This window comes from Dyadobacter sp. UC 10 (assembly GCF_008369915.1).
GTDB lineage: Bacteria > Bacteroidota > Bacteroidia > Cytophagales > Spirosomataceae > Dyadobacter.
The window spans coordinates 3,865,984-3,889,118 of sequence record NZ_VSRN01000001.1 but is presented as its reverse complement, the minus strand read 5'-3'; the positions used below and the strand labels follow the sequence as shown (position 1 = coordinate 3,889,118).

The 23,135-nt window shown below is 45.1% G+C and carries 24 protein-coding genes and 1 tRNA gene; 9 read left to right on the top strand and 16 right to left on the bottom strand.

The window, feature by feature from the left end; all coding sequences use genetic code 11:
* The first annotated feature begins 18 nt into the window (after window positions 1-18).
* The 4 genes from FXO21_RS16195 to nagA are packed head-to-tail and all read left to right on the top strand — an operon-like array spanning window position 19 to window position 3,156.
* Window positions 19-1,068 (top strand): acyltransferase family protein, encoded by a 1,050-nt coding sequence (locus FXO21_RS16195; protein ID WP_149641049.1) that lies wholly within the window; start codon window positions 19-21, stop codon window positions 1,066-1,068.
* Window positions 1,069-1,116: 48 nt separating this feature from the next.
* A complete protein-coding gene (gene trxA / locus FXO21_RS16190) occupies window positions 1,117-1,413 on the top strand; it encodes a thioredoxin (RefSeq protein WP_149641048.1) in 297 nt (98 codons plus the stop codon).
* A 28-nt stretch (window positions 1,414-1,441) separates the two neighbouring features.
* Window positions 1,442-1,987, top strand: a complete 546-nt coding sequence (locus FXO21_RS16185; RefSeq protein ID WP_225865712.1) for a pentapeptide repeat-containing protein — start codon at window positions 1,442-1,444, stop codon at window positions 1,985-1,987.
* Window positions 1,988-2,046: 59 nt separating this feature from the next.
* Window positions 2,047-3,156, top strand: coding sequence for an N-acetylglucosamine-6-phosphate deacetylase (gene nagA, locus FXO21_RS16180; RefSeq protein WP_149641047.1), 1,110 nt, complete (start codon window positions 2,047-2,049; stop codon window positions 3,154-3,156).
* 4 nt (window positions 3,157-3,160) lie between these two features.
* Here nagA and FXO21_RS16175 read toward each other — a convergent pair whose 3' ends face one another.
* Both FXO21_RS16175 and FXO21_RS16170 read right to left on the bottom strand, forming a co-directional pair.
* Window positions 3,161-5,359 (bottom strand): B12-binding domain-containing radical SAM protein, encoded by a 2,199-nt coding sequence (locus FXO21_RS16175; RefSeq protein WP_149641046.1) that lies wholly within the window; start codon window positions 5,357-5,359, stop codon window positions 3,161-3,163.
* 130 nt (window positions 5,360-5,489) lie between these two features.
* Window positions 5,490-5,705, bottom strand: a complete 216-nt coding sequence (locus FXO21_RS16170; RefSeq protein WP_149641045.1) for a helix-turn-helix domain-containing protein — start codon at window positions 5,703-5,705, stop codon at window positions 5,490-5,492.
* Between the two features lie 129 nt (window positions 5,706-5,834).
* Here FXO21_RS16170 and FXO21_RS16165 point away from each other — a divergent pair, with 129 nt between their 5' ends.
* Window positions 5,835-7,217 carry a purple acid phosphatase family protein gene (locus FXO21_RS16165; protein ID WP_149641044.1) on the top strand — a complete coding sequence of 461 codons (1,383 nt, stop codon included), beginning with the start codon at window positions 5,835-5,837 and terminating at the stop codon, window positions 7,215-7,217.
* 19 nt (window positions 7,218-7,236) lie between these two features.
* Here the strand turns inward: FXO21_RS16165 and FXO21_RS16160 are convergent, their stop codons facing one another.
* The gene (locus FXO21_RS16160; protein ID WP_149641043.1) at window positions 7,237-8,004 is read right to left on the bottom strand and encodes a ThuA domain-containing protein; all 768 of its coding nucleotides are present in this window, start codon (window positions 8,002-8,004) and stop codon (window positions 7,237-7,239) included.
* 26 nt (window positions 8,005-8,030) lie between these two features.
* Window positions 8,031-9,905 (bottom strand): CocE/NonD family hydrolase, encoded by a 1,875-nt coding sequence (locus tag FXO21_RS16155; protein WP_149641042.1) that lies wholly within the window; start codon window positions 9,903-9,905, stop codon window positions 8,031-8,033.
* Between the two features lie 131 nt (window positions 9,906-10,036).
* On the opposite strand from FXO21_RS16155, the gene FXO21_RS16150 reads away from it, so the two are divergent.
* Window positions 10,037-11,140, top strand: coding sequence for an MBL fold metallo-hydrolase (locus FXO21_RS16150; RefSeq protein ID WP_149641041.1), 1,104 nt, complete (start codon window positions 10,037-10,039; stop codon window positions 11,138-11,140).
* Between the two features lie 10 nt (window positions 11,141-11,150).
* Here FXO21_RS16150 and FXO21_RS16145 read toward each other — a convergent pair whose 3' ends face one another.
* The 3 genes from FXO21_RS16145 to FXO21_RS16135 are packed head-to-tail and all read right to left on the bottom strand — an operon-like array spanning window position 11,151 to window position 12,162.
* Window positions 11,151-11,558: a helix-turn-helix domain-containing protein gene (locus FXO21_RS16145; RefSeq protein WP_149641040.1), complete on the bottom strand. Its 408-nt coding sequence runs from the start codon at window positions 11,556-11,558 to the stop codon at window positions 11,151-11,153.
* 7 nt (window positions 11,559-11,565) lie between these two features.
* Window positions 11,566-11,751, bottom strand: a complete 186-nt coding sequence (locus FXO21_RS29225) for a type II toxin-antitoxin system HicA family toxin (RefSeq protein ID WP_149641039.1) — start codon at window positions 11,749-11,751, stop codon at window positions 11,566-11,568.
* 57 nt (window positions 11,752-11,808) lie between these two features.
* Window positions 11,809-12,162, bottom strand: coding sequence for a helix-turn-helix domain-containing protein (locus FXO21_RS16135; protein ID WP_149641038.1), 354 nt, complete (start codon window positions 12,160-12,162; stop codon window positions 11,809-11,811).
* A 98-nt stretch (window positions 12,163-12,260) separates the two neighbouring features.
* On the opposite strand from FXO21_RS16135, the gene FXO21_RS16130 reads away from it, so the two are divergent.
* Window positions 12,261-12,527, top strand: coding sequence for a hypothetical protein (locus FXO21_RS16130; protein ID WP_225865711.1), 267 nt, complete (start codon window positions 12,261-12,263; stop codon window positions 12,525-12,527).
* Between the two features lie 86 nt (window positions 12,528-12,613).
* Here FXO21_RS16130 and FXO21_RS16125 read toward each other — a convergent pair whose 3' ends face one another.
* The 6 genes from FXO21_RS16125 to FXO21_RS16100 all read right to left on the bottom strand — a co-directional run bounded on the left by FXO21_RS16125 (window position 12,614) and on the right by FXO21_RS16100 (window position 18,162).
* The gene (locus tag FXO21_RS16125; RefSeq protein ID WP_149641036.1) at window positions 12,614-14,779 is read right to left on the bottom strand and encodes a T9SS type A sorting domain-containing protein; all 2,166 of its coding nucleotides are present in this window, start codon (window positions 14,777-14,779) and stop codon (window positions 12,614-12,616) included.
* 358 nt (window positions 14,780-15,137) lie between these two features.
* Window positions 15,138-16,121, bottom strand: coding sequence for an ISAon1 family transposase (locus FXO21_RS16120; RefSeq protein WP_225865555.1), 984 nt, complete (start codon window positions 16,119-16,121; stop codon window positions 15,138-15,140).
* Window positions 16,105-16,464, bottom strand: a complete 360-nt coding sequence (locus FXO21_RS16115; RefSeq protein WP_149638820.1) for an ISAon1 family transposase N-terminal region protein — start codon at window positions 16,462-16,464, stop codon at window positions 16,105-16,107. Before FXO21_RS16115 ends, FXO21_RS16120 begins: the two co-directional genes overlap by 17 nt.
* Window positions 16,465-16,577: 113 nt before the next feature.
* The gene (locus tag FXO21_RS16110) at window positions 16,578-17,555 is read right to left on the bottom strand and encodes an ISAon1 family transposase (protein ID WP_225865558.1); all 978 of its coding nucleotides are present in this window, start codon (window positions 17,553-17,555) and stop codon (window positions 16,578-16,580) included.
* Window positions 17,533-17,832, bottom strand: coding sequence for an ISAon1 family transposase N-terminal region protein (locus tag FXO21_RS16105; RefSeq protein ID WP_225865559.1), 300 nt, complete (start codon window positions 17,830-17,832; stop codon window positions 17,533-17,535). The genes FXO21_RS16110 and FXO21_RS16105 overlap by 23 nt, the downstream gene beginning before the upstream one ends.
* Before the next feature lie 258 nt (window positions 17,833-18,090).
* Window positions 18,091-18,162: transfer RNA gene (locus FXO21_RS16100), tRNA-Glu, on the bottom strand.
* A 257-nt stretch (window positions 18,163-18,419) separates the two neighbouring features.
* On the opposite strand from FXO21_RS16100, the gene FXO21_RS16095 reads away from it, so the two are divergent.
* Complete coding sequence (locus tag FXO21_RS16095; protein ID WP_149641035.1) at window positions 18,420-20,909, top strand: M14 family zinc carboxypeptidase; 2,490 nt, start codon at window positions 18,420-18,422, stop codon at window positions 20,907-20,909.
* 102 nt (window positions 20,910-21,011) lie between these two features.
* Here FXO21_RS16095 and aroQ read toward each other — a convergent pair whose 3' ends face one another.
* On the bottom strand, window positions 21,012-21,431 hold the full coding sequence (gene aroQ, locus FXO21_RS16090; protein ID WP_149641034.1) for a type II 3-dehydroquinate dehydratase: 420 nt from the start codon (window positions 21,429-21,431) through the stop codon (window positions 21,012-21,014).
* Window positions 21,432-21,463: 32 nt separating this feature from the next.
* Between aroQ and xerD the strand changes: the two genes are divergently transcribed.
* Window positions 21,464-22,360, top strand: coding sequence for a site-specific tyrosine recombinase XerD (gene xerD, locus FXO21_RS16085; RefSeq protein ID WP_149641033.1), 897 nt, complete (start codon window positions 21,464-21,466; stop codon window positions 22,358-22,360).
* Between the two features lie 3 nt (window positions 22,361-22,363).
* Here the strand turns inward: xerD and FXO21_RS16080 are convergent, their stop codons facing one another.
* Window positions 22,364-22,567, bottom strand: coding sequence for a hypothetical protein (locus FXO21_RS16080; RefSeq protein WP_149641032.1), 204 nt, complete (start codon window positions 22,565-22,567; stop codon window positions 22,364-22,366).
* Window position 22,568: 1 nt separating this feature from the next.
* Window positions 22,569-23,075, bottom strand: coding sequence for a SixA phosphatase family protein (locus FXO21_RS16075; RefSeq protein WP_149641031.1), 507 nt, complete (start codon window positions 23,073-23,075; stop codon window positions 22,569-22,571).
* Window positions 23,076-23,135 lie beyond the last annotated feature (60 nt).

Sequence of the window (23,135 nt, the reverse complement as noted above, 5' to 3'; positions counted from 1 at the left end):
CAAGTCAAAATCATTCTCATGAAAGGCAGAGTCGAACAATTGGATGGATTACGGGGCATATTTTCGGTACTGGTCATCGCACATCATCACAACGCATTCAAAGACCATTATCTCTACAATAACTTCTTCGTTATCAATGCAAGCCTGTTTGTTGACTTCTTCTTCGTATTAAGCGGTTTTGTAATCGCATTAAATTACGTCGGCCGCATTCACACGCAGCGGGATTTTTTTCAATTCCTTAAAAAACGCTTTATCCGGCTTTACCCGCTACTGTTCTATACAGAAGTGATTTTTGTAATGGCCAATTTGCTGGGTGATCAGAGTTCGATGAAGAATGTCGGCAGCCTCGGGCTCTCCTACTATTTTTTCACTGCATTTGACGCGCTCACTTTCATGGGTTCCACGCCCATATTCGGATCCTGGATCAGCAACAACTATCCTTCCTGGTCTATTTCAGCCGAAATGATTTCCTATGTGGTTTTTGGGTTGGTAATCCTTCTATTACCCCGGTTTAAGTATCTGGCCTTTGTATTAATCACGATTTTATCTGCGATTTTTATCTATGCAAGAGGCGAATATCTGCTGGCTTACGATTATGGTTTTGTAAGAGGTTTGCTTTGCTTTTGCCTCGGCATTTTCACCCATTTTATCCTGGCCAGAAAAACCTTTCAACTTACAGCACTAGAAGTCCCATTCCTGATCGTGCTGCTTGCCGCTATGTATTTTGTCCATCACTGGCAGCTTAATTTATGTAAACTGATCTTTCCGCCGCTTTTTGCAGCAGGTATCATCATTTTTGCGAGCTCAAAGGGAACTATCAAACAAATGCTTTCCAGCAGGCCTTTTCAATATCTAGGCAAAATATCCTACTCCATCTACCTCAATCACGCCTTGGTACTGATATTCGTGAATGTGGTGCTCTTCCGGTTTATCAAATCGCAGCCCACGGACCTGATGATCGCGATTTCGCTCTTATCCTCCATTTTGCTTACTATTATTTATTCCCATTTTACATACGAGTTCGTAGAAATGAGATTTGGGAAATTTTTAAAGGACAAATTGAGTTAGTTATAAAGGATTTATTCACTTTATCTTTTTGAACCAAAACTCAAAACCATGGCAACTTTCGCGGAACTGATCAATGGAAATAAGCCTGTCCTTGTCGATTTTTCGGCAGAATGGTGCGGGCCCTGTAAAATGATGAAACCTATCCTGGATCAGGTAAAAGCTGATTTAGGAGATTCCACAACAATTATTAAGGTGGATGTGGATAAAAATAAGTCGGCCGCCAATGCATATAAAATCCAGGGCGTACCTACTTTGATCGTCTTTAAAAACGGCAAACCCATGTGGCGCCAGTCGGGTGTGGTGCAGGCTGATCAGCTTAAATCGATCATTAAGAAATACCTCTGATTTTTCCTCTTACCAATACTTAAACCTTTTGGAATCAATCAATAACGTCGACTTCACGGAAAGAAAACCCGGAGAATCTGCCTACGAACAGGTAACATTCAACAACTGCACATTTTCGGATTTGTCGGGCATCGACTTTATGGATTGTGTTTTCAAGAATTGTAACCTGAGTAACGCGCTGGTCAAAAACTGCAAATTCTCGGATATCCTATTCAGTAACTGTAAGTTGACCGGGGTGAATTTTTCGGAATCGAAAGACTTCGCATTTGCTGTAAAATTTGAAGAATGCATTCTGGACTACGCCATTTTTGAACGGAAAAAGTTGAGTAAATCCTTTTTCACTAAATGCAAGATCCACGGCGCAGATTTCACCCAGGCTGATTTGTCCAAATGCAAAATCCACGATTGCGACTTCTGGGACGCAGTTTTTGACAATACTAATCTGGCAGGTCTCGATTTCTCGACCAGCAAAAACTTTACGATCGACCCCGCTTCCAATAACATCCGAAAAGCCAAATTTCTATCCTCCGACCTGGCCGGTCTTTTGACCAGATTTGATATAATAATTAAATAGCATTTTGAAGCGCTGTCCATTTTTTGTTTCTTGATACTGCCAAATCTCAAAATCGATTCATGTCAGCTCACTTGTTTGCCGAAAGGGTTTTTACCGGATCAGAAGTTCTTGAAAATCAGCTCATTAAGATATTGGACGGCCAGGTTGCAGGAATGGAATATGCGGAGCCAGGCTCTCATATAACGCACGTTGCCAACCTGGCTCCCGGCTTTTTCGACAGCCACATCAACGGAGGTGAAAAATACTATTTCACCGAACGCGCTGACGAAGAGACGATTGAAGACATTTATTCGGCAAGTGTAAAAACCGGCGCCGCTTACGTACTGCCCACGCTCATTACTTCTCCGCACGAAAATATCCTGAAAGGTATCGAAGCAACAAGAAGCTTCATGGAGAAAAATCCTGGTTCAGGCGTATTGGGAATGCATTTGGAAGGTCCGTACCTGAACCCGGTCAAACGCGGTGCGCATTTGGCGGGCTTTGTCAGAAAACCCCTCAACCATGAACTGGAAGAGATTATTGAGGTGGGAAAAGGGGTAATTCGCCTGATCACGATTGCGCCGGAAATGTTTACCGAAGAGCAGATCCAAATGCTGCTCGACTCGGATATTACCGTTTCCGCCGGGCATTCCAATGCAACTTACGACGAGGCTACCAAGGCATTTTCGCAGGGTATTAACCTGGTTACGCATTTATATAATGCGATGTCAGCATTTGGGCACCGAGCTCCCGGACTGGTAGGAGCCACTTTTGATACAGAATCCGTGTACGCGCCGCTGATTATCGACGGCGTGCATTGCGATTTCGGCGCGGCGAGTGTCGCATATAAGATTAAACAAGACAAGCTTTTCCTGATTTCTGACGCACTGTTCCTGGGCGAAAAAGTGACGGAATTTAAGTGGGGTGAGTTTGACGCTTACCTGAAAGACGGCCGCTACACCAACTCCGACGGTAACCTCGCCGGCGCGACGATTTCCCTTGCCGACGCAGTTCGAAATGCAGTTCAGATTGTGGGAATACCTTTGCAGGAAGCGATCGAAATGGCGACGATCCGGCCGGCGAAAGCACTAAATCTGGCCAATCAAATAGGTCGGGTTGATGTTGGCTATCCTGCCGTGTTCACCATTTTTGACGACGCATTGAATACTTTTGAGGTGCTGAAATACTAGTATATTATAAGACAAGCAAACCTCCTGCGCGCAGATCCTGCCAGGTTTTGCTTTGGGTAAATATTTCAAAATTCCCTAAACCAGCAAGCTCGAATTCCTTTATAAACTTATCAAAATAAAAAGGTTCAGAACTGGAAATCAGTAGCTTAGAAAATATATTTACCAGCCACTCCCCGATCGCAACATCCGCCTCAATCGCCCATTCTTTCTTTTTATTAAAGAATACAAGTTCAGCTACTTCAATTATCCTTTTTCCCCGCTGCTCTTCAAATACACCCATTTCCGGCAAGCTTCCCAGCCAAACCACCAATGCATTCGGGCGACTGATCACATCTGGCAGCTCGCTGATACTTCTTTCAATATAATTGGGCGGAATGGAAGTAACCGGCACTTTGAAATCAAACCAGCGCGAATGCTGAAAATCCAGACAAACGCCGTGCATATAGTTGAACAACGATTTCCGCAAACCTTCCGAAAAACGCTCGTGCTCAGCGCCCAGCGGATCATCGTGTTCGAGATCGTTATTGGCAAACCGGCCGGTATCAGGTCCCAATCGCATGACGTCAAATTCCTCTGGATGCAACCCTACCGGACTATGCGCCGTCATCGCAAACCGGTGCCAGAAACCCGATTGAACAATCCCAGCCTGAAAAAGTTGCCGCACCATTTCCAGCGAATCGATCGTCTCCTGGGCGGTTTGTGTAGGAAAACCGTACATTAAATATGCGTGCACCATAATCCCCGCCTGCGTGAATGCATCCGCAACCCGCGCAACCTGGGCGACATTCACGCCCTTTTTCATTTTTTCCAATAGCCGGTCGGAGGCAACTTCCAACCCGCCGGAGATTGCAATGCAACCCGAAGCTTTCAGCAACAGGCAAAGATCGTGCGTAAAATTCTTTTCAAACCGAATATTGGTCCACCAAACTACTGTCAGTTTTCGACGGATAATTTCCAATGCCAAATCCCGCAGCAAGGCAGGCGGCGCGGCTTCGTCTACAAAATGAAAACCGTTTTGACTCGTTTGTGCGATGATTTCTTCAATGCGATCGCAGAGCAGCCCGGCGGTCATTGGCTCGTAGCGGCGGATATAATCGAGCGAAATGTCACAAAAAGTGCATTTCCCCCAATAGCAGCCGTGGGCGAGTGTGAGCTTGTTCCAGCGACCGTCGCTCCAAAGCCGGTGCATGGGGTTAACGATCTCAATTACAGACAAATAATCATTGAGCGGCAAGTCGCTGTAATCCGGCGTACCGGTATCTCTTTGCGCAATATCCCTTTCCCTCGCGCCATTGTGGTAAATCACCTCGCCATTGACGCGCGAATAAACCCGCTTCATCTGTCCCGCCTCCCGATTGCCGTCGAGGTGATCGAGCAGGGACATTAATGGCGCCTCGCCGTCGTCGAGACAGATAAAATCGATATAATTAAAAACCTTTGATTCTTTTAGTGAGCGCAGCTCTGTATTCGGAAAACCGCCGCCCATAACTACTTTAATAGCAGGATAATGCTGTTTTAAATATTGGCCACATTTAAAGCCTCCGTACAGATTCCCGGGAAAAGGAACAGAAATGCAGACGATATCAGGCTGATATTGCTGCAATTTTCTTTCCAAAACATCTTTCAAAGTCTGCGACAAAAGCGTATCCGGCATTTCCAGCACCTGCTCCATTTCATCAAAACTAGTAGCCGACCGCCCCAAACGCTCGGCATACCGACTAAAACCGAAATGCGGATCGATCGCTTCCTGGATCAGATCTCCCAGATCTTCGAGATAAAGCGTCGCGAAATGCCGCGCCTTATCGTGAATCCCCATTGTCCCAAACGCCCAATCCATATCTTCCAGCTGCTGAAAACGGCTGGCTTCGGGCAGGTAGCTGCGGTCGCAAATACTGTGCGCGAGGGTTGGATTTTTGTTTTTGAGAAAACGGATCACCGGGTCGATGGTGCTGATATATTCGTCGCGGAGGGAATAGATCCGAAAGCTATTTTCAGTCAGTTCCGCGTCGGAATCTTCGAGCTGGCGGAAAAGTTCGCCTAAACCTTTTGCAGAAAACAATTCCAGGATCACATCAATGCCGAGATCAGCCTGATAAGATTCCCGCCCCAGCGTATTCAAAAACCCTTTCAAGTAAGCCGTAGCCGGGTAAGGTGTATTAAGCTGGGTAAATGGCGGCGTGACGAAGAGTGTTTTCTTTTGCAAAACGAAGGTTATCTTTTAATACAAAGGTATGGTAACCGTTTTAAAGAACAGTATCTTCCGTAACTGGTTCACCTTCTAGCGACAATCACTCTCGTTTTTTCTTAACGCTACCCGCGTCGATCCGATCCAACTAGCTCTCAAAGAATCTAACAAGGGGCACTTGCAAAGCCTCCGCGATTTCCTGCAATGTATAGATCGTCGGGTTGACTTTCCCATTCTCAATTTTTTCGACCGCCTGCCTGTCTTTTCCACAAGCTCTTGCCAGATCGGACTGACTCCAACCTTTTTCGGTTCGAAGTGAAATGATCTTTTGCCCGATCTGTATTTGAAGTTCCTTTTTATTCACAGTGTGAAATTGTTAGAAAGAAATATTAACTACGTCCATTTGTTAATATGATTAATTTGTAAAATTAGAAATCGAACTAGCCCTATCGCTCCTTAAACCGGTATAATTGTAGTGAAACTACCGATCGTTATGCATTTATATCGCTTTTTGACTAGTCTTTATCTCCTGCTGCTCTCAGTATCAGCAACTTTTGCCCAAAACAAAACATACCTCCCGACTGCATTCCCAGACCGAGTTATTCTGGGGTATAAAGGAGATCCTGCAATTTCCCAGGCTGTCAACTGGCGCACTGATACGACGATTAAGGAAGCTGTCGCGGCTATTCACGAAGCTGATCCGTCGCCGGATTTTACGGATAAGGCGAAAATTGTTAAAGCTGTTACGCAAAAGGCGGTTTTTGATGAGCATACGGCATTGTATCATGAAGTGAACTTCACAGACCTCAAACCTGCGACGCAATATGTTTACCGGGTGGGCGATGGAAAAAATTGGAGCGAATGGTTTCATTTTACGACGGCTTCTGACCAATCTGCGCCGCTTTCATTCCTTTATTTTGGAGATGCGCAAAATGATGTCAGAAGCTTGTGGTCGCGGGCGGTGCGAGGGGCATATTCAACTTTGCCGAAAGCCAATTTTATGATCCACGCGGGCGATCTGATCAACCGGTCTAATAACGATTACGAATGGGGCGAATGGTTTGAGGCGGGCGGCTGGATCAATGGAATGGTACCAAATCTGGCCACACCGGGCAATCATGAATATTACAAAGATGGTTTGAAAGAGAAAGTGTCCAAACACTGGCGGCCACAATTTGCATTACCTGAAAATGGTCCGGAAGATTTAATTGAAACTGCCTACTATCTTGATTACCAGGGCAAAAGGTTTATTTTCTTAAATTCAGAAGAAGCTACTTCGGGAAAAAAGTCGCTGAACGAGCAAGCCGCATGGTTTGAAAAAGTAATCACCGAAAATCCGCAGCGCTGGAATGTTGTCATTCACCACCACCCGATCTACTCCACCAAACAAGGTCGCGACAACGATGAGTGGCGGGACAAAATGGAGCCGCTTTATAGGAAACACAAGGTCGATATTGTGTTGCAAGGCCACGATCACACGTATGGACGCGGTATCAATATTCCGGTCGGTCAGAGTCGGAAGAAACCCGATGGGCCGATTTATGTCGTCTCTGTAAGCGGACCAAAAATGTACGATATCGGCTTGCAGGACTGGATGGACCGGGCTGCCTCCAACACGCAGTTATACCAGGCGATCAGCATTGTGAACGATAAATTATCCTTCAAAGCTTACACCGTGAACGGAGATCTATACGATGCATTCGATCTTGAAAAAGACAAAAAAGGAGTGAATACGCTGACCGAGCTTTCCAATACACTGCAAATGCAGGAGCGTCTGAACTTACCTGCGCGTTACGAAAAAAGCTTCAAAGAGGCCGATTTAAAGGAATATAACCAGCGTTACCAGGATTATAAAAAGCGGAAAGGGATTAAGTAGGGCGCTACTTTTATCAAAACTATTGCCCGGCTGCCCAGAAAATAGCATTCCTGAAAATCGTCTTGTAAGCCTCACTTTCAAATAAAACCGGCGAGTGACCCATGAAAATGTAGACATTACGCGCCTTCATTTTTGGGTTAGACCAAATCACAGGATGATCGCCCATTTTTATTTTTGAATCGGGAGAGTAAGTCGATTCATCCACGCTTGCGATCACTTCCACATTGGGTCTCGGACTTTTGTCGTAGGTATACCATTCCTCTTTTTCAACCGAAAACGAAGCGGGAACGCCTTTCATAACCGGATGTTTTCGCTGCTCCACGTTAACCGTCGCAGCAGCGAAATCGGCAATGTAATTCTTGTAGCGAATACCGCCCATAAAATCAGAAAACCACGGCCAGATCTTAAAACCGTCAAATTCTCCTAGCAAAGTAGCGTGATGAAAACCGATCCAGCCGCCTTTTCCCTCATTTACATATTTTTCAAAGGCCGCCGCTGCCTCGGGTTTCCAGCCGTAGGGAACGTAATCGAGCTGGATAATAAGCTGATATTGACTTAAATATTTCTCTGTAATCGAATCTGTCTTGTCAATGTATTCAATAGTAAAATTGCTTTTTGCAGCCAGCGAATCCAGCCAGGGTTTGGCTCTTTTTGAATAGGCAATATGATGCCCGCCCGGCTCAGCCATCGCCAGCACCCTGAATTTTGGATTTTGCCCAAAAGACGTTTGGCCGATTGAAAGCAGTAAAATCAGGCAAATCGAAATCAGCCGGCTCAATTTCTTCATCAATTTCAGCGCTATGGGATTAAAATTTAATGCATTACCGGCAGTACAATGTGGCTGCTATTGGCAGCATCGTGGTGAATTGTGATTCTCGACTTCTGAAAATCGGATTCATTTGCCTCAAAAATGTTGATGAATTTCTGAGGATTGCGATCGACCAGGGGAAACCAGCTGCTCTGGATCTGCACCATTACCCGGTGGCCCTTTTTGAAAGTATGTGCGACTTCATTGAGCTTCACCGTTACTTTCTCCACCTTGTCTTTCGTAAATGGCTCAGGCTTTGAAAAACTGTTCCTGAACTTTCCCCTCAGCACTTCCGAGCGCACCATTTGCTGATAGCCGCCCATTTGCACTGGCCGCTCGCCTTCTTTGAGCGCAGGAACCGTGGAGTTAGCCGGCCAAACGTCGATCACTTTGACGATAAAATCAGCATCCGAACCTGTCATCGAAACCATCAGGTTGGCTACAATTTCACCGGTTAATGTAAGGTCTTCTGTCAAAGAATCGGTTTGAAAACTCAGCACATCAGGCCTGCGGGAGGCAAAACGCTGGTCTTCCGCCATATATTCGTTATTTCTTCGCGCACCAATTACGTTGGTATATGGAATTGGTTTAGCAGGGTCACTTTCATAACTGGTGGAACTTGGTTTCGACAAAAGTTTAGCAGGAGCCATTTTTCCATTACCGGCGAAGTTGTAGATTGTTGGGCGGACTCTAATCGGCGGCCATTCTTTATAATGTTTCCATTGGTTCGACCCTGTTTCAAAAACGGTAACCTCCGCCAAGTCAAAACTTCCTTTTCCTTTCAGATAAAAATTGAAAAATTTAGTCTCGATCTCTTCCTGAAAATACTTGTTGACATCGCCGCCAAACTGGTACTGCGCAAATCCCTTCCATTCCGGTGCCGCCCAGCCACCGTGCGTCCACGGGCCCATCACAAGTCTGTTATTATTGCCGGGAGACTGTTTTTCGATCGCCGCGTAGGTTTTCAATGCACCATACAAATCTTCCGCGTCAAACCAACCTCCTACTACCAAAACGGCAGGTTTGATATTTTTTAAATGGTTTTTGATATTCCTCGACTGCCAGAATTCATCGTAAACCGGATGCGCGGTAGTTTGTCTCCAGATGCTATTCGGATCAGCGAAATAAGGCGCGGCATTTGATTTTTTTAGTGGGCCAAAATCGAGGAAATACTGGTAAGCGTCGCTGTAACTGGCCTGGAAATGACTTTGGTAATTCTGTCCGTCGGCACTTTTCGGTCCGTCAAAACCACTGTAAAAACCGAAGTTATCCATCAGGAAAAATGCGCCATTGTGGTAACAGTCATCGCCGATAAATTCATCCGACATAGGCGCCTGCGGCGAAACTGCCACTAGGGCCGGATGCGCATCGGGCAATGCGGCCGACGAATAATAGCCTGGAAACGAAATGCCCGACTGGCCTACCTTCCCATTACTTTTCGTGTTTTTCAAAAGCCACTCGATCGTATCGTAAGTATCGCTTGATTCGTCTACGTCTTTTTTACTTTTCTTATTCGCAATCGCCGGCGTCATTTCGCGGAAAGTACCTTCACTTTTATACCTTCCTCGTGCGTCCTGATAGACGAAAATGTATTTCTCCTTCATCAAATGCGCGTTAGGTCCCAACGCGCGACGATAGTTATTGACTCCGTATGGTCGGATCGAATAAGGCGTGCGCTGCATTAAAATCGGGTAGGTCTGAGACGAATCGATTGGCGTATATATGGCGGTGAAAAGTTTCACGCCGTCGCGCATGGTAATGTATTGTTCTGTCTTTTTATAATTGCTCCGGACAAAGCCGGTGTCTTGCACAGCGACATTTTGAGCGAATGCTGAAAATGAGCATAAAAGCAAAATGTAAGAAAGGAAACTTATTTTCATAGCAGACAATTATGGGATGAAGAATGTGCTGACCAAAAATACAGAAGAAAGTGTTTGAGGTGCTTAAAACTTTTACCTTCCTGATTAATTGCCCCCGTTAACAATCGATGAAACGTCTTAAAAAAATCTTCATGTTATTCTTAATTCTACTGGCGCTACTGGTGGCCGGTGTCTTCATATTTATGCGGCAACCTCAATTTGGAAGAAAACCGACCGGCGCGCGACTGGAAAGGATCAAACAATCGCCGAATTTTCGTGGTGGCGAATTTCAAAATCAAAGTAATACCCCGGCCCTGGCTGAGGGGTCGAGTTATCTGAAAGTGATGACCAAGTTTTTCTTTGGAAAAAGCAAATTCAATATTCCCGACGCGCTTATTCCTTCGCAAAAGACTGATTTACTTAGACTTGATCCGAAAGAAAACGTATTGATCTGGTTTGGACATTCATCGTATTTTATGCAAATCGATGGCAAGACTTTCCTGGTAGATCCCGTACTGAGCGGCAGCGCCTCCCCTATTCGTTTTACCACTCCCAGCTTTAAAGGCAGTGACGTTTACGCTGTGGCGGACTTCCCTGCAATCGATTATCTGCTCATTTCCCACGATCATTACGATCACCTGGACTACAAAACGATCCTGGAACTGAAACCGAAAGTAAAACAGGTAATCACCGGCCTCGGCACCGGCGAGCATTTTGAATACTGGGGTTACGAACCTGCCAAAATCACTGAAAAAGACTGGAATGAAACGGTCGATCTGGGTGGGGATTTTAAAGTACATATTACTCCCGGGCGGCATTTTTCGGGCAGGGAATTTGCCCGGAATAAAGCGCTTTGGGTTTCAATGGTCTTGCAAACGCCCACTAAAAAGATATTCATCGGCGGCGATTCGGGTTATGATCACCATTTCAAAAAGATCGGTGAGCAATTCGGCGAATTCGACCTTGCATTATTGGAATGCGGCCAGTACAATGAAGCCTGGAAATACATTCATATGATGCCGGAAGAAACTGTAACAGCCGCAAAAGAGCTGCACGCCAGGAAATTAATGCCTGTTCACTGGGCCAAATTCTCCCTGGCTCTCCACGACTGGAACGAACCTATTCAAAGAGCCGCTATCGAAGCCAAAAAGCAAAATATGCCCCTTGTAACGCCACTAATCGGGCAGAAAGTAGATTTGGACGGCGAGCAGGTTTGGGAGGAATGGTGGAAGGGGCAGGCTTTGCAGCCTGAGTAGGATTTGTAAATTAAGCCAAAACAACTTCCCTCAGTTTTTCACCGAGTTCGTGAACAGCGACTTCTATTTTCTTTGTCTGGGCGGCCGACGGATACTTTGTACCGGCAACATAGTGTCTTACAAGCGAAGGATTTATACCGGCTCGCTTTGCGAGTGCGCCAACCTTTACATCATCGAAAATTTCGAAAAAAGCGCTCAGATCGTACACATATTCAAACTCAATATCCTCAATATTGATAGAGCGCCATTCATCGTAGGTTTTCCCATCAGCGATAAGAAAGTCTTCCAGCAACTCTTTCAGGTTATCAGTAACTTCGTCCAGCACTTTCCCACTTGTAACAGGAAGATAATCGGGGATGTTTTCAATGCGACCCCAAAGTTCATCGTCGCCCTTTTCTATTATAATTGATAGTTTCATAACAGTCTCATTTTAAGCCCGACATTTTCAGGATCTTGTTAAGTGTCCCAATAGGAATATCTTTACTCCCATGGCATGCAACTGGAATCGTTGCGGGAATTTCCCGATGTTTGAAAATCCGATGACTTCCCTTGCATCTCACTTCCTGCCAACCGCTTTCTTCCAGCAATTTGATTAGCTGCTTAGCATTCATAAAGATATAGTGTGTGAGTAAAACACAAAGGTCGCAAATTTGCGACCTTTGTCAAGTTTATTTTTTGATTTGAGCGACTATTTGTTCCAACTCCCTAATCCTATCCTCCTGCCGCAATGCCTTTCGCTGCAATTCAATGAATTCGTCTTTGCTGATATTAATATGATTAGAAAGTTCTTTCGTCTCTGAAAAAATAGGCTCTGCGCCTCCTACACCTAATAGCAGCCAAAAAGGGTCAACATTGAAGATTCGAACAATTTCTCCGATAGCATCTGCATTTAGACTCGCAGTACCTTTTTCAAATCTATGGTATGTAGCCTGCGCCATACCTATTCTTTTAGCGAATTGGGTCTCACTTAGTTGTAGAAAAGTCCTGAGTTTTACGACTCTGTTAAAATCAAACAATCCCATCAAAAAGAATAATTTTAATTCATTTCAAATATTTTTAATTCAAAATGAATTATATTTGCTAATCAAAACCTGTATAACGCAAATTACACATTATGCACATGGAAACAACTTCAATTCAGCGCACGGGCAGTTCGATTAAGCAACGGTTACTATTAAGGTTTGCGGAAGCCAAGAAAATCGTAGGAACAAACTGGCGCGACAAGCTTGCCAGGCACGATCCATTCTTCAATACCCGCGACGGTGAGGCATATATGCGGTCTGTCGGACAGGCATTCTCCGATCCCAAACGCGGGCACGTCGATCGGATTGAGATGGTTACTCTCGCTTTGGAGGAAATTGCCGGAATTGATGGAAAGGAAATTTGAGAACGGATTAAAAGGTAATCACTGCCAGTCAAACAAAAAGAGCCGCCCATTGCTGAGCGGCTCTTTCACTATTTATTAAGTGAAAATCAATCCAGCTTAGTAAAACGCAAACTTGAAATTTGACCGCTGTGAGAGATTTTCATGAAGTAGCTTCCTGAAACCAATCTCTTTACGTTGATGCGATGCACGTTTTTACCTTCCGAAATCCTGATCGGGGATGAGCCAACGTTCACGCCGGCCGCATTATAGATCAACACTTCCGTTTGACCGGCTGAGCGTGAAGAAAACTGGATATCCACATAATCCTGCGCAGGGTTTGGTGCTACCACCGTTCCCTGAATTATACCGGGATTAACCGAAATGACTTTGCTTTTTGTGAAAGTACCATCGATATCGATTTGCTTCAACTGGTAATAATTATTGCCGAGTAGCGGGCTTTCATCTACAAACTTGTACCATCCAGTGCGCTGGTCAGTCAGGGAAACGGTACCAAGTACTTCTTCATTTTTCAATTTATCGTCATAACGGAGTATTTCAAACTCTTTTCCGTCCTGCTCTGAAACCACTTCCCACGAAAGCTCAACACCTTTTTCAACAACTTCACCTTTGAAGTGTGAGACGTAAATAGGCAGCGGAACACCAATGCTGAAACGCTCAGCAGTAGCAGTCGATTTACACAATCCGCCTTGAATTTGCATTGTATAAACACCATTCGGCAGTTTGGCATAATCGACAATCGGGTGATTATTTTGCGGAGCTACCCGGTTCTGACGAACAGCGACATTCTGATCATTCAAAATCTTCCAGTCGATCGCATAAATGCCTTCTCCATCAAAAAGGAATTCTACCCGTGTATCACCTGAGCTTATCAGAGATTGCATGGTCGGCCCTTTCGGACAAGCTGTGCGGGTATCAGTAGCAGACACCGAAAAATTTCTTGTGGCAACAGCTGGTGCCTTGCAATCCAAAGCCCTCATTTCGAAAGTATATGTACCGTTTTTCAGATAATTGAATGTTACCGGAGCAGAATTTCCACCCAGCTTACCTGTCGCGCCGCTAGCTACTGCATAAGAACCTTGTAAAATACGCCATGAAAAAGTCCGCAGGTTATCGCCGCCGAAATTTACCGTCATACTTTGTGGCGTGATGGAACTGAACGATGAAACCGCAGGTCCGTTCACGCAGTCAGGGATAGTTACAACCGGCTCATTGATTGTGAAATCTCTTCTGGAAATTGTAGAAGTGCAACTTGCGCCTTCAATTTCAAGCGAATAATTACCCGGGGCCAGAGAGTTGAAATTGATATTGACAGTTTTACCGCCAGCAAGATCAGCGGTAGTGCCTGAACGCAATTCGGTATTGCCCGATTCAATTCTCCATTTCACAGTACTGATCCCATTGCCGGTGAATGTGAAGCGCAATGCAGTTTGAGTGATGTTTGTGATTCCTGACAAAGTCGGCCCTGATTCGCAATTATTCTGATTAACGATAGTCCCGGTTTTGACATCGCCAGGCCAATAGCAACCATCCAGCATTACTCTTGTAAACACACCATCCCATTTTGAGGCCATGTAACTACCATGCTCCTTGTTGATCGTCTCCGGCATCAGGCTCATATTGTAGTTAGTAGTACGCTCATCATCAATACCTTGCTTGATCATTACATACAACTTTCCATTTACGTACTTCGTATATTGATAGGTTGACCTGCCATCCTGCACGAAAACTCCCAGCAAACCCAGATTATCCATTACATGTCCGTTGCAGGTGATTCTTCCGTCGCCGGTGGTACCCAGCAGGTTCTGCGGCGCAGTACTCGGGTCTGGCCTGTTGATACAGCCCTTTATAATCGCTTCGTTTGTGGAATTATGCGGGTATCTGCCTCCTTTTAGGTTGTAGATAATATCAATATTGCTTTCTATTTTACCATTCCAATTAAGGTAGACCCGATTTTCAACAATATGGGTATAAACCGGCTGGTCATCGTTTGTCCTTCCCAGCAAATCCCCATGAACCCACGTTTCGCCACCGCACAATACGGCAGCAGCAGCCGGCGCAGCCACTCTGTTGGGAGCCTCGGTTGCTATTGTAAATGGCTTGTCGGCTAGCGCATAGGGATTATTAATCCTGTCCCCGCTCTCCACCAGCACCTTGTCGGTGTCAAAAGGCAAAACTCTACTGTCATCATTCGAAGCCGCCACAACCGGGCTGACACACCCTGCTGCAAAAACAAGTTTTAGTAGAAAATTCATAGATTGTAAAAATTAGTGAGCATTAAACCTGCATTTATTTATGGTTATTCAAAAAGTTATTCTATCGCGCGAACCAAATATACTACAAACCAATATAAATATTTCTTTTCCTTATAGAATAAAATTGCATCGGGAACGTTCCCCAGCCTTTGCGGATCGGTCTTCGAAGTCAGGATCGGGCAGCCATCTGAGTGTGTAATTATTTAATTGAGGGTTTTGTACCCTTTCAAAATGGCTAAGAGAGCGGATAAGCACAATTTGAAAACCACCAGAGAGCCGAATTGAAGCGGAGCAATGCGGGTTTCAACCTCATTTAAGGTATTTGGGCTCAAGACCAAAACTTGTGGAGCAACTTGGATTAAGCATATAATTGAGTAAGGCGATACAGGAAGAACTCAACGTTTCTTACCCCTCTGAACTGTGCTCTGAACGCTTTGATTTTCGCGTTGAAGGATTCGGCAGATGCGTTAGTGCTGCGGTTATCAAAGTAATTAACGATTGTCTTATAGTGGTTTTCAATCGAGCGGGCTACGGTATTGAATGACTTGAAGCCAGATTGCCGGACCTTTTCATGCCATTTGGCTAATCTGGTCAACCCATATATTTTTTCCGTTGTAGTCGTGAAGATGTTACTGAGCCCTATCGTTAGCTCGTACGCTTTTTTCAAATCGGGGAAGCGTTCAAAAAGAAGCAGGGCGCGTTCTTTTTGGCTGTCTGTCCAGGTATTGGGCTTTTTGTATAGCGCGTACCTGCTTCGAGCCAGTAGCTGTTTAATGGTGTCGCCATTAGATAATATCTCTGGATGATATTCATTCTGAGACATTTTAGCCTGCTCAATAGCATCGCTTTCCTGATCCAGGACTTCCCAGCGATGTTTGATCCGGATATCTTGGAGGGCATCAACTGCGAGTCTTTGAACATGGAAACGGTCAGTCACTCGCACCGCCCGTGGAAAGCATCGCTTGGCAATCAAGGACATACTGCCCGCCATGTCCAGGGTGATTTCTGACACTTTCTTCCGCAGTGGTTCCGGGATTTTGCGAAGTACTTCAATCACTGCTTCTGCCTTAGTTCCAGCCACTATTGCTACAATGCTGCCACGGCCACCTTTGGCAGATTTATTGGTAAGGATTGTATACAATTCGCCGTGCGAAAGACTGGTTTCGTCGATCGATAGATGAGATCCTAGGTTTTCGGGATACAAGAGCCATTTTTTTGCATGACCTCTTTGCTTCCAATCTTTAAATCCACTCTGAAAATCACGATACTGCCGTAGCAAAGCCCTACCATCAACGCCATAGAAACGACCAATGCTCCAAATATCATTAGCCCTCGTATCCACCAATTTCTTTTAAAAAATCCGCGAATTCAATAGTCATTCGCGTGCCTTCTGCTACTTCTGTCCAGTCTCTATGGACAACTTTGCCAGTCTTGGTATTGAGCCACCTACGACGTTTAATATGAAGGAATACCTTGTGGCCCCGAATTGGGAAATCCTGCAGGGTAATGGTGGGGAAATAACCTTTGGAGAGCAAGTCTGCCTTTATTGGATCAGCTTCTGGATAATTTTTCTCTTCCAAATAGACGTGATAACGTTCCTCTGACTTCTCTACATGGGTCAGTAAGTAATTCTCAATTATAAAATCCGGTAAGATTAACTCGATAAGCGGCAGGAAACTCTCCAAAACAAACTGGTTTGATTAAAAACACAAACCTAGATAAATCCTATCCGCTCCACAAGTTTTTGATTTGATCCACTAATGTAGGATCAAGACCAAATGTTGTGGAGCACCTTGGATTAAGCATATAACTTAGTAAGGCGGTAAAGGAAGAACTCGACGTTTCGAACGCCTCGGAACTGAGCTCTGAACGCTTTGATCTTTGCATTGAATGATTCTGCCGAAGCGTTGGTGCTGCGGTTATCAAAATAATTGACAATGGTCTTGTAATGGCTCTCAATCGAGCGGGCTACTGTATTGAATGCTTTAAATCCGGATTGTCTGACCTTTTCGTGCCACTTGGCAAGCCTGGTCAACCCGTATATCTTTTCAGATGTGTTTGTGAAGATATTACTTAGCTCCAGCGCCAGCTCGTATGCCTTTTTAAGGTCGGGGAAGCGTTCGAAGAGAAGTTGTGCTCTTTCTCGTTGGCTATCAGTCCAGGTACCGGGCTTTTTGTAAAGTGCGTATCTGCTGCGAGCCAGTAGTTGTTTGACGGTATCACCGTTAGCTAATATTTCTGGTTGATACTCTGTCTGAGAAGCCTTTGCCTGCTCAATGGCATCGTTTTCCTGGTCCAACGCATCCCATCGGTGTTTGATGCGGATTTCCTGAAGGGCTTCGACTGCCAATCTTTGTACATGGAAGCGGTCAGTGACGCGCACTGCCCGCGGGAAACAACGCTTGGCGATCATAGTCATGCTACTGGCCATGTCCAGAGTTATTTCTGTAACTTTTTTACGTTGCGATTCAGGGATTTTGCCAATGACCTCAATAACGGTTTCGGCCTTTGTTCCCGCTACGATTGCTACGATACTTCCTTTACCGCCCTTGGCTGCTTTGTTTGTAAGAATAGTATACAGTTCACCCTGAGAGAGGCTCGTTTCATCAATAGAAAGATGTGAACCCAGATTTTCAGGATATAAAAGCCATTTACAGGCATGAGGACGCTGGTTCCAGCTCTGAAAATCACTTAAATGAGTGCGATATTGACGCGAGAGACGTTTACCATTAACCCCATAAAGGCGGGCAATATTACTGGTACTGTGGGGGAACAAATCCGTCAATCTCCTTTAAAAAAAGCGCGAATTCTTTCGTCATTCGCGTACCATCGGCAACCTCTGCCCAATTTCGTTGTTCTATCTTCCCCGTGCGGGTATTAAGCCAGCGGCGACGCTTGACATGCAGGAAAACACGTCTATCACGGATGGGGAAATCCTGGATCGTAATTTCTGGCAGGAAGCCTTTCGATAAGAGAAACTGCTTGGAGCTGTCGGACTCTGAATAATTTTTCTCTTCTACATAAACATGGAGCAAATCCGATGATTTCTCCACTCTGCTTAATTGATAATAAGCCAGGATAAAATCTGGCAATAGATACTCCAACAGGGGCAAGAAACTCTCCAAAACAATTGATTTGATTAAAAATCACAAACCTAGAAAAATCCTATGCGCTCCACAAGTTTTGGCCTTGACCCCTAATGTAGAATATTTTAGAAGCTTGCCTAGAATTGATGCGGCAGTAAAACAAAAAAACCGCCTTAAAATAAGGCGGTTTTTGCAGTGATTGAAAGTGCTTTTTTGCACGGTTTGTGACCCATAGGGGAATCGAACCCCTGTTTCAACCGTGAAAGGGTCGTGTCCTAACCGCTAGACGAATGGGCCGACTGGTCTCCTACTTCGCGCGTTATTTCACACTTTCTTTCACTTTTTCGCTTCCTCTTTCCGAAAACGTGGTGCAAAGATGCACGGTCGATTTTATAATTGCAACTCTGGAAGCGAAATAAAATTCACATTTTTTATTATTCATTCATTTTCAGGCGCTTCAAATTGAAAATATTTTTTATAAGCTTATTTGAGAATATTAAATACCTGTAACTTTCTAAATTTGGGTTTGGGCATTCCTCATTTATTTACTGTCTATGCTAAAAACTATCCGCACGTTCCTGCTAGTGCTTTCCCTTCATCCACTGTTTGCTCAAACTACACCCCCAGAACAACACCTTGGCTTCCCGCTTGGCTCCAAATTCGCCTTTCACAGCCAGATACTGCAATATTTCACCCTGCTGCAAGCCCAGAATCCAGACCGGACAAAACTTGTACAATATGGCACCACCAATGAAGGCCGGCCGCTGATGATCGCATTCGTTTCTTCTCCCGAAAACATAGGTAAACTTGAAGCGATCCGTCTAAACCACTTGAAAAGCATTGGTCTTATAGAAGGGAAACCCGATGCCAGCGTACCTCCGATCGTTTGGTTAAGCTATAATGTGCACGGGAACGAATCTGTTTCAGCCAATACCAGCATGCGGGTATTATATGAGCTGCTCAACAAGCAAAATCCGCTCACCCAGGAATTTTTGAAAAATATGGTGATCATGATCGATCCGTGTATCAATCCGGACGGTTACGAGCGCTATACGCAATGGTACAACCGCGTACAAAACGCAGTACCGGACGTGACGCCTTTTGCATTGGAGCACGACGAACCCTGGCCGGGCGGCAGGTTCAATCACTATCTGTTCGATCTGAATCGCGACTGGGCCTGGCAGACGCAAAAAGAAACCCAGGAACGGATAGTGCTTTACAATCAATGGATGCCACATTTTCATGCTGATTTTCACGAAATGGGCAGTTCCAGGAGTTATTATTTCCCGCCGGCGGCCAGGCCTTTTCACAAAGATATCACCGCATGGCAGCGCCAGTTCAATGACATTATAGGTGAGTATTGCAAAAAGTATTTTGATAAAAACAACTGGACATATTTTACCAAATACAACTACGATCTCTTTTACCCGAGCTACGGCGATACCTGGCCTACTGTGAACGGAGCAGTAGGAGTGACTTATGAGCAAGGTGGCGGAGGTCGGGCCGGACTCGGTATAGAGAGAAAAGAAGAGCACGATACACTTACCCTTAGCGACCGTATTGCGCATCACTATGCAACCAGTTTGGCTACTTTGGAGGCAGTCCTTTCTCAAAAAGAAAAGATGGTATCTGAATTCATCAAATTTCATGAAAGCGCGACTAAGGCGCCGCTGGGTAATTTTAAAACCTATTTAGTCAAAACAAATGGCCGGGAAGAACGGATCAGGTCGTTTGGTAGCTGGCTTGACAAGCAGGGCATTGCTTATGGAATTGCAGGAAAGTCAATGAATACGAAGGGCACGGAGCTTACCAATTCCTCCGAAGAGTCCGTCAAAATAGAAAACAATGATTTGATTATCAGCGCATATCAACCTAAATCCAATCTATTAAGGGTCCTATTCGAACCGAAACCTGTTTTGGAAGATTCGGTAACTTACGATGTCACAAGCTGGGGATTGTCTTATATTTTCGGATTAAAAGCTTACGGCCTGAAAGAGAAGCTGGTACCTGCGAAATATTCGGCAGAAACTATAAAAAATACAGTACCGGGTTTCCCGGTGTACGCATACGTCGCACAATGGTCCGAGGTAGCCGATGTCGTTTTTCTCGCTGAGTTACTTAAAAATGGCTTTTTAGTCAAAACTTCTAATATCCCTTTCGAGATTGAGCATGTATCTTTCGGCGCAGGTGCGCTGATCATTACAAAAAAAGGGAATGAACGGGCCGATTTCGACAAGCAGGTTACCACAATTGCCACCAAACATTTCGTCAAACTTACGCCGGTCAAAACTGGTATGGTAACATCCGGTGCAGATTTTGGCGATGATCACGTTCCCGCTATCAATGCGCCAAAAGTGGTTGCAGTGAGTGGTGAGGGAATTTCACCCACCTCTTTCGGGGCAGTCTGGCACTACTTTGAAAAGCAAATCAATTACCCTGTAACAATCGTCAATGCGACAAGATTACTCACATTGCCGTGGAGTGAAATAGAAGTATTAATATTACCTGACGGAAAGTACGGCGATATTATCGGTGAAAAACAGCTCGAAGCAATGCACAACTGGATTAAAGCCGGGGGTAGACTCATCGCAATGGAAAGCGCTACGGACGCTTTTTTAAACAAACCCGGCTTTAACCTGAGCAGAAAATACTCAGAAAAGAAAAAGGACGCCGATTTTTTCAAAAAGTACGGAGATCAGGAGCGAGAAGGAGCCAGCGATTCGTCTCCTGGAAGCATGTTCCAGCTCACCATGGACGATACGCATCCGCTGTCATTCGGTTGCGGCAAAACTTACACAACGATCGTCAGGGACGCATACGAGCGAGAGTTTCTTCGCGATGGCTGGAACGTCGGATATCTGACAGAAGCCGGCTATAAAGCTGGTTTTGTAGGAAACAAAATGACAGGCAAACTAAAAAACACCCTCATTCTTGGCGTACAGGAAATAGGCGACGGAAAGATTATCTACATGATGGACGATCCCGTCTTCCGCGCCATGCTTTATGAGGGAAAGATCCTGTTTGCAAATGCGGTTTTCAGGTAGTTTTGAATGAGTGAATTGAGTGAATATGGTAGCAATGATAACCCATTCAGTCATTCGGTCATTCAGTCATTCAGTCATTCAGTCATTCAGTCATTCGGTCATTCAGTCATTGAAATACCTCACCGCCAACTCATAACCTTTCAACCCCAGCCCGCAGATCATCCCTTTGCAGCGGGAGGTAAGGTAGCTGTGATGACGGAAGGCTTCGCGGGCGTGGATATTGGAAATGTGAACCTCCAAGGCTGGTGTCGTCACTGCCGAAAGTGCGTCTGCGAGCGCAATGGAAGTATGCGTTAAGCCACCTGCATTGATAATGATCCCGTCGAATGTAAATCCTGCCTCGTGAATTTTGTCGATCAGCGCACCTTCGTGATTAGACTGGAAGTAGTGCAGCTCTATTTCGGGAAATGCGTTTTTCAACGTTGAAAAATAATCTTCAAATGACTGGTTGCCATAAACAGTGGGCTCGCGTTTGCCCAAAAGATTTAAATTAGGACCATTCAGTATCAATATTTTTTTCATTGATTCGTGCAGATTTTAATTTCGACATTGCTATGTGGCAAAGCTACATCAAACATTTCAAAAATTATCTGCGCCTCGAACGCTCGTTATCCGGCAATTCGGTGGAGGCTTACGTACGCGATGTGGAAAAGCTGGAAGAGTTTCTGTCGCTGGCAAAAATTGACCTTCCTCCCGCCCGGATTGAAGAAACCCACCTCACCGCATTCCTGAAATACCTGGCTGAAATGGGGCTCGCTGCGCATTCCCAGGCGCGCATGCTATCGGGGATAAAGGCTTTTTTCAAATACCTGTTGCTTGAAAACGAGATTCAGGAAGATCCTACCGAGCTCCTCGAATCCCCGCGCCTTCCCAGGAAACTACCCGATGTGCTTTCTTACGAAGAAATAGAGGAGATGATAGCAGCAATCGACCATTCCACCCCGGAAGGAACTCGAAACCGTGCGATTATTGAAGTTTTATATAGCTCGGGATTGCGTGTATCAGAGCTCACAGGGCTTTTACTAACACATTGTTATTTCGATATTGGCTTTTTAAGGATTCTGGGGAAAGGTGACAAAGTCAGACTGGTGCCGATCGGGAAAGAAGCGATCAAATACACACAGCTCTATCTGGAGCACGTACGGAACCAGATTGCGCCGGATAAGGACAGCGGAGATATTGTTTTTTTAAACCGCCGCGGCGGACAATTGTCGCGTGTCATGATTTTTCTGATGATCAAAGACATTGCTGAAAAAGCGGGGATTCATAAGACCGTCAGCCCGCATACTTTCAGGCATTCTTTCGCCACCCATTTAATAGAAGGCGGGGCAAGCCTGCGGGCTGTACAGGAAATGCTGGGCCACGAATCAATCACGACAACTGAGATATACACCCACCTCGACAGGGACTATTTGAAACAGATTATTACTGAATTTCATCCGCGGGGATAAACGTCATTTTACTTCTTTGAGTAACGAATCCAGTTTTAAAGAATCCGAATCAGGGGACGCTCCCGGCAATGCGCGGTTCAGTTGCTTGGGCTTGTTCCAGGGAGCGGTCGTGCGGCTCGACATATCATAGGATATGTAGGCGAAAAGCGACACAAACAGGATAAAGACTATAATGAATATCCTTCTGTTTTTATTTGATTTTTCCATTTTATTCGACTCCTCCTACCTGCTTCGGCGTTTTGTAAAGCACAAGATTGCCTGTCTTAGCAGATATTTCTTCCCATTTTTGATTGTTAAAGTCAACAAAAGCGACTCCGCCTTTTTTCATCGAACCCAGATTAGCCCCGGAAAGATACTCGGCAAAATAAGTGATATCAGGATTGTGACCAAACAGGATCAGGCAGGAAAAATCTTCCGGAACCGAATTGATCGCACTCAGGTATGCTCTTGGCCCCCCGTCATAAATTTCCTGTTTCTGGTTAATGGAGGCAGTATTCACGCCGAGCTGCTTTGCAAATATTTCCGCAGTTTTGAGTGCTCTTGCTGCCGGGCTGGAAATAAAAATATCCGGCTTTACATTCGAATCAGCTATCCATCTGCCCATTACTTCCGATTCCCCAAGCCCCTTATTATTGAGGTTTCTGTCAAAATCCCTGATCCTGAAAGTCTGGTCTTCTGCGGTAGCGTGGCGAACCAGAATGAGCGTTTTTTTCATCGCATTGTTTTTTTCCAAAAATACAGAATCCGCCTATCTTTCCTGTGACCGCATCGGCCA